This window comes from Dapis brunnea BLCC-M229 (assembly GCF_050015995.1).
Classification (GTDB): domain Bacteria; phylum Cyanobacteriota; class Cyanobacteriia; order Cyanobacteriales; family Microcoleaceae; genus Trichodesmium.
Genome location: NZ_JBNHEP010000296.1, coordinates 64,030 through 71,213 on the forward strand (window position 1 = coordinate 64,030; position 7,184 = coordinate 71,213).

Below are 7,184 nucleotides of genomic sequence, written 5' to 3' on the forward strand. Positions count from 1 at the left end.
GGAGAAGTAATTAATAATTTATGGATAATAATTGATTCTATTTTGAATTTTCGGAGATGTCTATTAGTAATGTGTAGTGAGGAGAAATTGATATGACTAAAAACAAAGTTATCATAGACAAGATTGAGGAAAAAAATCAAATAAATATGAATTTTTATTTGTTTACACTAACAGTTCATCAAACATATAGGAAAATAGCTTCAGTGATATTTGGAGGAATTTCGGCTTTAGTGCTGACAACCCTTATAAGTTGCAGTGCTTCTCAAAAAACAACATCAACAACAGAGACTATTACACAAGAAATTATAACTGCCACCGATGCTAGTAATACCCAAATAACTCTAGAAAAACCAGCAGAACGAATTGTTTGCTTAGACTTTTTGTGCATAGATATTTTAGCAGAATTAGGTATTAAACCAATAGCAATTGTCGGAGAAGATATGATTTCTTGGATACAAGAACCACACCTATTTGGCAAACTAGTTGAAAAACCTGCTATAATTGGCTCTACAGGTATGATGGAGCCAAATTTAGAACAAATTGTTCAACTTAAACCAGATTTAGTCATTGGTACAAATGGTGCCCACAATAAAACACGGGAAGCACTCAAGGGAGTAGTTAATTTCTATCTACTTTCTGCACCACAAAATTATTCAGGAGCGATCGCTAACCTGAAAAGTATTGCTGAGTTGACAGACAAAACAGCAGAAGTTGAAACTGTAGCAAAAAATTTTCTGGACAAGTTGGAAACCTACAAAGCAAAATCGCCACAAAATCAAACAGTGCTATTCATACATCGTCCACCACCAAACTTTTTTGTAGCTACAGACAAAGCTTTAAATTGTGCAACTATAAATGAAGTTGCTAATTGTTGATCAGCAGAATACAGCAGTGATGCTGTTGCTTTAATTAACTATCTTCCTTTTTCTCTAGAAAGACTTGTAGAGTTAGATCCAGATGTAATTTTTATCTCATCTGGTATTGTAGACAACTATGAAATATTTGTGAATTATTACCAAGATAACCCTTTGTGGGATAACTTAAGAGCAGTGAAAAACAAACGGGTTTACGGTGCTAGCACCTCAAGATTATTTGGTATTGGCACTCGTGGTTTAAGCCAGATGTTAAAGCAGACTATGCCAAAGGTTTATCCAGATGTGTTTCCTGATTCACAACTATCACAGAGTCAAAATTAAGATTATACCTCCTACCCCTCAGTCAAAAACTGGGAAAATAGGAGGTAATATTTAATCTACAACAACATTAACTACCTGGACTTTAGAAAAAAATAGGTTAAAAATCAGCTCAAAAGCTTATGCAGTAATGTTTTAACCTAGAATTAACTGTTTTATTGATATATCTAGGTTTTAGCTATTTTTAGCACTGTGAGGTATTTCCCTTGCTAATACTAGCTTTGAAGCCATTTTCGGTGTAAAAAATCTCAAAGTACAGCTACAAGCTAAACCTAATTCTTCTACCGCTCGACCCAACATTGATTGACCACGTTTCATTTATGTACGTTCAGTTTCCATTGCTAATACACGAGCTTTTTCAGACACAGAAACATTATCAGTATTGGGTTGATTGTTATATTTTACGCCCTTTTGCTGTTTTAATAGCGTTGTGACTTCTTTCCTTACGCCTGGATGTTTGCTGATTTTATTACTCCAATAAGTCCAGTCACCGTCGTAGGGTGATTTATTACCTTTGTCTTTGATGTGCCTTTCTATGGGGACATCTGAGTGTTGGTTTAGTATATATTTGCCTTTGTTAAATGTCCAATTTCTGGTTCCTTTAACATTGGGGAAATACTTTTTCTTTATCCAGGTGGCTGATTTATTTGAGTGCCTTCTATTTGCCCAACGCCATAACCTTTTCCATAAAAGCATATCCAGTTTGCGGAATACTTTCTTACTGACTACAGTTGAGTAGTAGTTAGCCCATCCTATTAAAGTCTAGTATTATTCCAGAAATATTTCCTGGGTTGACAAAAAATCAAACTACAGTAAAGTAAGGATATGAGTCATTCAGTACCATCCCTAACTCCAGAAAACCTGAACCAGTTGCCCAGAAAGGAACTGGTGAAGATACTATTAACTCAACAAAAAATCATAGAACAACTACAACTAGAAATTGAGTAATTAAAAATTACAAGATTTAAAAAGTCGCCCGCTTATGGGCGAGGCTTGAAACGCATTTTTTTGGTCAAAATTGCTTCCACTGCTGGAGGTAAACGACGCATAATTTTCCCTTTCTCTTTGTCAACAGTTACTAATGTTACTTTGGCAGTAACAAATAATTCTTTACCATCCAAAGATTGAATTTGGTAATCCCAATCCAACCTGACCCCTTCACTATTTGCCATGCGAGTCTTAACCACAACTACCATACCCAACTTTACAGGTTTATGGTATCGTACCGAAAGTTCCACTACTGGCAAATCACAACCGAGGTTAACCAACTCAGCAAATTCAATACCAATGGAACGTAAACTTTCAACCCGCGCCTCCTCCATCCAGGAAATATAAGTTCCATGCCAAACAATACCAGCATAGTCTGTATGATGGGGATGGACCCGAACTACATATTCAAACCAGACTTCCGGTTTTTGAATAGATTGACTTTCAATTGCACTTGTAGGTAACTGAGGTTGAGATTGTTCTGATGAGGCCACTTTACAAAAATTTCTAAAACTCTACATTTCTAAAACTTACCATTGCCGTTAGGGATTTATGCTACTTTAAAAGACTATTATTATCTGATTGTCTTAACTTAAGATTATGATAAACAAAATTTTAGTAGCTGTTGCTGGCCGGGGACTATGTGAACAGATGCTTAATATGTTGATGGAGATTCCCTATTTTCAAACAGCGTCTGTAACTGTATTGCACGTTGTACCCCCTCAAGTAAGTGCAGAAGGTATGTCAGCGAAGTTAGAAGCAGGTGGGAAAATTCTGGCAGAGGCCGTGGAGTCTTTAAAGGTAGATCCAAAAAAAGTCAATCCTCGACTCAAACAAGGAGACCCGAAAGATATTGTTTGTCAAGTAGCTGATGAAGAAAAATCTGAGCTAATTATTATGGGTTCCCGGGGATTGGGCAAGCTGCAAGCCATTCTAGAAAATTCCGTTAGTCAATATGTTTTCCAGTTAACTTCCCATCCGATGCTACTGGTAAAAGATGATGTCTATGTCAAAAAAATCAGGCGCGTGATGGTTGCCCTAGACTCATCAGAAGAAGGGAAAAATTCTCTAAACATGGGCATTTCCTTAGTGAATCAAATTCCTGGGGGAGAATTAATTTTGAGTCATTTGAAAAAGGATGTCAGTGGAAAATCAAGTCAAGATTATACTGCGGATGCCGAAAAAGATCCTATTATAGCTGAAGCTTTAAAAGAAGCGAAAACAAAGGGTATTCAAAAATATCGCTGTGTTAGTGGCAGTGGTAAACCAGGGCCAGAAATTTGTAAAATCTCCCAGGAATTGAATGTGAATCTATTAATATTGGGTTCTCCCGATCGCCGTCCATCGAGTGCTAAGAGTCTTGTAGACCTTGATAGACTATTAGGAAACTCTGTATCAGACTATGTAAGGGTTTATGCTAATTGTCCTGTCTTGTTAGTCCGCTAAACTATGATTTATACCAAATTCAAAAAAGGTCGTTTTTGAGATCTATTTAAAACAGATATAGGGAGGTGGAGAGGTGGGGAGTATTTTTCAACCTGCTTGGTGCGCTACCAGAGATGCGCTGTGCGACGGTGAGTGCAGTGCACCCTTCGGGTTAAGCGACAGTCAAGGAACTGCCGTTCGCGCAGCGTCTCTGAAAGAGATACCGGAAGAGCACGGGGTCGCAGGAGCTTTTTTCTTTATGCGTTATGCCTTCCCTCCATCTTCTGACTTCTGAGTCCTGACTCCTGAAGACTGGTAAAAACCCGGGTCGCTGACAAAGATACCTTCAGGGGTTCTATATAGCAAAATACAGGTCTTCCCTCACTACAAAAAAAAGTTAATGTAGCATTATGTTTTGAAACTGGTATTAGAGATTTCCCCTGCAAGGTAAAAATTAATAAAGTAGGAACGTAACATAAAAATTCCGCTCCTACTTTTTTTTGGGAAATGCTAAATTTTTAGCTTTCGTTGTTGCCAGTTTGAATATACAAAATGATTAAGAAAACGGCTGGCACAAATATGAACAAAATGGTTGCTACAAACCCTAAATTATTAACTTCCATGATTACCCACCTTGAGTTTAAATACCACAAAACAAGAATATCATTATTTGCGTTTTGGTTTTGTTTTGACAACCACAGGACCATTAACTAGGGTCTGACAAGCTAATCTACAGTTGGGGGGCCTCTTTTTCAACTTTTGTTCTTCCACTGGAGTACGGGGTGAAAGATTTTCTATACCTTCAACAATTTCTACTACACAGGTGCCACACTGTCCATAGCCACCACAATTCATCATTTTGGCTGTAAAGGTATAAATGTCAATGCGATTTTCTAGAGCTTTGAGCCTTAAATTAGCCCCATCGGCAGCAATTACTTCCTGATTTTCGTTTTCAAACTTAATGTTGGCCATGGTGAATTATTAATTTATTGTAATAAAATGTTAACTAATATTAAGGACTTTAACTTACTGCCCTGTTTTGCACAACCTTACAGTATACATCTCCGGAAAAGAGGGAACAGGGAACAGGGAACAGGGAACAGGGAACAGGGAACAGGGAGAAGTAATTGATAATTTCTGGATGAGAATTAATTTGATTTTGAATTTTCACCAGATGTCTAGTAGGGAAAAATAGAAAAGCATTTAGCCATCAGTCGTCACCTATCAGCTAATTTTTAACTTCTCTCTTAGGGCTATACTTTATAAACATCTTTCTTAAAATAAAACTTGACAAAAGAGATAAATTATGTATTTGCTATTAAATGGATATTGCGGGAGAGTAAACGTATTGAAAAATAGGCTCTTCTCCCCACACTCCCCGCACTCCCAACTCCCAGTTTAAGGAGTATCTGATAAATTTCCACCAGGAAGATTACTCACAGAGCGTTGCAGTTCCGACAAAGAACGATTATAGTCAATAATTGCCGTTAACAAATTATCCTCAGCCCTAGTCAAATCTGTTTCCTGTTGAATAACTTCTAACTGAGTTCCCACACCTGCTTGAAATCGTAATCTTGCCAAACGCAAAGCTTCCTTCGCCTGTTCCACACCCAACTCAGCAGTAGAAATATTTTCAAAGCTAGCTTCCAAACCAAAGAAAGCTACCTCAACTTCCCGACGAATCTGATTTCTAACTTGCTCAAATCTAGTTTCAGCAATCTCTCCATTTAGTATACTTTGTCTGGCGGCAGCCCTTGCTGCACCACCATCAAAGAAATTCCATCTAAACCTTAATCCTATTGTACTGCCATCAGCCCAACCCCTAGCTGCTCGCCAACTTTGGTTTTCAGTAGTTAATGCCAAAACATTGTAGGTAGCAAAGAAATTCAAGTTTGGTCTGACTGATGAAAGAGCTAGTTTGCGCTGCTCATCACTTAAGTCTCTTTGCACTAATTGCTGTTCTAGCTCGGCTCGGTTCTGAAAAGCTGCCACAATTGTTTCATCCAAAGATAAAAGCCAAGACCCCGCTGGCTCAATTGGATCGGCAGCCGTCAAATTAATCAACTCATTAGCACTTAATCTTTCTGCCAAACGACGTTGGGAACTACGTTGATCTCGAAGTGCATTTGTCAGGTTTTGTTGTTCATTTGACAATGTTACCTGAGCTTGCAATACATCAAATCTGGTTCCGACTCCGGCTCTTTCTAAAGCTTCCGCATCTTCCAAACTTTTGCGAGCATTTTTAACAGCAGCTTCTCCAATTCTGACTCGTCCATCTGCTTGTTGTAAATTATAGTAATCATTAGATACATCCAAGCGCAATTGTTCTGAAACTCTCTCTAGCTCTAACTCCCGTAGACGCATTTGTTCCCTAGCAACTCCAATCCTGGAAGAACGAGCTTTACCAAGACCAAGGTCATAATCAAATTGAAATGTATTGGTAAAAGTTGTGACAGGGAAATTTTGAATATCAGTGTCTATGAACTCGTCTGCTCCTGTTACCTCAGCTACCCGTTGTTGAGCTTGTGCCTGCAAATCACCTATAGCACTTTCTATACGTTCTATAGTTGAGTCAAAAGTAAGACTTGGCCATAAAGCAGCTTGAGCTTCTCGCAAAGCAGATTTACTGCTTTCAACTTCTAGTTGAGAAACTTGGATTTCTGGGTTATTACGTCGGGCTAAATCAACAGCTTGTTCTAAAGTAATTGGTATTGTTTCTTTTATCTGTACTTCATCAGGAGAAATGGGAGAGTATAGTGGATTAGAATTTGGTTCAATTTGAGGGGGAGGATTTGTTTGTAAGGTTCCGTTTGGTACTGGTGGAGGAAAACTTTCACTGTTTTGTTGAGCAATAATAAAGCTACTATTATTTGATGAATGTTTTTGATTCTCAACCCTGGCTAAATTAGGAACAGTATTCATGGTTGAAGTGGGATTTAGATCTGTCATTATCTGAACAGAATTTTGCTGTTTTGAAGTATTGCCAAAAGTAGGTGGTCGCTGAATAGTTGATACTATACTTTGATTGGTTCCATCTGGTAATCTAATTGGATAATTGTTACGTTTTTGCGGATTATTTAGTACGGATGCCTGGGTTTCAATCCGGGATAAATCATTTATTGTTGCCATGGTTGGGGCACGATTGATACTGGTCATTACTTGGTAAGAATTTCCTAGGATTGGATTTCTTTCGGATGTTGTTTTAAGATTATTAGTTTTGTTTTGTTGATTCTGATTTTCTAGTGTTGATGGCTTTAAGTTTGTCTGGATTTTTGCTGTTTCAATTTGAGAATTTTCTGTTTTTGGTTTTGACTCTAGCAAATTTAATAAACTAGAATTCGATTTGCTGCCCAGTTCTGCTAAATTTTTCGAGTCTGGATTAAATTTTTCTTGCTGTTGCTCTAAGAAAGTAATTGATTGTTTAAAGCTTGTTTCTACGGCAGGATTAATTGGAATTTCTACCTGAGAATTTTCCGACTTCGACTCTAGCAAGTCTAATAAACTAGAATTTGATTTACCTAGAACTGCTAAATTTTTCGAGTCTGGATTAAATTTTTCTTGCTGTTGCTCTAAGAAAGT

8 protein-coding genes and 1 pseudogene are annotated in these 7,184 nt (G+C 37.7%); 3 read left to right on the forward strand and 6 right to left on the reverse strand.

The window, feature by feature from the left end; translation table 11 throughout:
- The first annotated feature begins 146 nt into the window (after positions 1-146).
- Positions 147-1,196 (forward strand): annotated as a pseudogene (locus ACP6PM_RS34135) (ABC transporter substrate-binding protein).
- 171 nt (positions 1,197-1,367) lie between these two features.
- On the opposite strand, the gene ACP6PM_RS34140 reads toward ACP6PM_RS34135, so the two are convergent.
- Both ACP6PM_RS34140 and ACP6PM_RS34145 read right to left on the reverse strand, forming a co-directional pair.
- Positions 1,368-1,511: a hypothetical protein gene (locus ACP6PM_RS34140; protein WP_426591291.1), complete on the reverse strand. Its 144-nt coding sequence runs from the start codon at positions 1,509-1,511 to the stop codon at positions 1,368-1,370.
- Entirely contained in the window at positions 1,512-1,949 is a 438-nt protein-coding gene (locus tag ACP6PM_RS34145; RefSeq protein ID WP_426591339.1) for a group II intron maturase-specific domain-containing protein, read from the reverse strand.
- A 69-nt stretch (positions 1,950-2,018) separates the two neighbouring features.
- Here ACP6PM_RS34145 and ACP6PM_RS34150 point away from each other — a divergent pair, with 69 nt between their 5' ends.
- Positions 2,019-2,141, forward strand: coding sequence for a hypothetical protein (locus ACP6PM_RS34150; RefSeq protein ID WP_426591292.1), 123 nt, complete (start codon positions 2,019-2,021; stop codon positions 2,139-2,141).
- Positions 2,142-2,173: 32 nt separating this feature from the next.
- On the opposite strand, the gene ACP6PM_RS34155 is transcribed toward ACP6PM_RS34150, so the two are convergent.
- A complete protein-coding gene (locus ACP6PM_RS34155) occupies positions 2,174-2,674 on the reverse strand; it encodes an acyl-CoA thioesterase (RefSeq protein ID WP_426591293.1) in 501 nt (166 codons plus the stop codon).
- A gap of 106 nt (positions 2,675-2,780) precedes the next feature.
- Between ACP6PM_RS34155 and ACP6PM_RS34160 the strand changes: the two genes are divergently transcribed.
- A complete protein-coding gene (locus tag ACP6PM_RS34160; protein WP_426591295.1) occupies positions 2,781-3,626 on the forward strand; it encodes a universal stress protein in 846 nt (281 codons plus the stop codon).
- Positions 3,627-4,123: 497 nt separating this feature from the next.
- Here ACP6PM_RS34160 and psbM read toward each other — a convergent pair whose 3' ends face one another.
- The 3 genes from psbM to ACP6PM_RS34175 form a co-directional block, all read right to left on the reverse strand.
- On the reverse strand, positions 4,124-4,312 hold the full coding sequence (gene psbM, locus ACP6PM_RS34165) for a photosystem II reaction center protein PsbM (protein ID WP_426591296.1): 189 nt from the start codon (positions 4,310-4,312) through the stop codon (positions 4,124-4,126).
- Complete coding sequence (locus ACP6PM_RS34170; protein WP_426591297.1) at positions 4,272-4,577, reverse strand: 2Fe-2S iron-sulfur cluster-binding protein; 306 nt, start codon at positions 4,575-4,577, stop codon at positions 4,272-4,274. The genes psbM and ACP6PM_RS34170 overlap by 41 nt, the downstream gene beginning before the upstream one ends.
- A 426-nt stretch (positions 4,578-5,003) precedes the next feature.
- Positions 5,004-7,184: TolC family protein (locus tag ACP6PM_RS34175; protein WP_426591298.1), on the reverse strand; the 2,181-nt coding region annotated here is incomplete at its 5' end.